This window comes from Carboxydothermus pertinax (assembly GCF_001950255.1).
GTDB classification, from domain to species: Bacteria; Bacillota; Z-2901; order Carboxydothermales; family Carboxydothermaceae; genus Carboxydothermus; species Carboxydothermus pertinax.
In genome coordinates this window covers 1-231 of the sequence record NZ_BDJK01000089.1, presented here as the reverse complement: position 1 = coordinate 231, position 231 = coordinate 1, and the positions used below count along the sequence as shown (strand labels likewise).

Below are 231 nucleotides of genomic sequence, written 5' to 3'. Positions count from 1 at the left end.
AAATTAGCAACAACCTTAGGGTTAAAGCTATAAACCTGGCAGTGATAACTTGCCAGCTGATAATTAGAAGCAAGACCCATTTGCAAATGCCAGCTATAGACTGAAGTAGACTCCAATCCAATAACAACACGCTCAAAGCTATTAGAATGGCAAATTTCGAGGACAAGATTAATCAAAGCTTCAAGGCCAGGATTATCATTAGAAAACTTCTGGCGTTTAGAAACAATTTCA

The 231-nt window shown here is 37.7% G+C and carries 1 protein-coding gene; it reads right to left on the bottom strand.

Features of this window, described 5'->3' with window-relative positions; genetic code table 11:
• Positions 1-231 (bottom strand): IS110 family transposase (locus tag cpu_RS13735; RefSeq protein WP_501161800.1); only part of this gene is annotated, 231 nt, incomplete at both ends.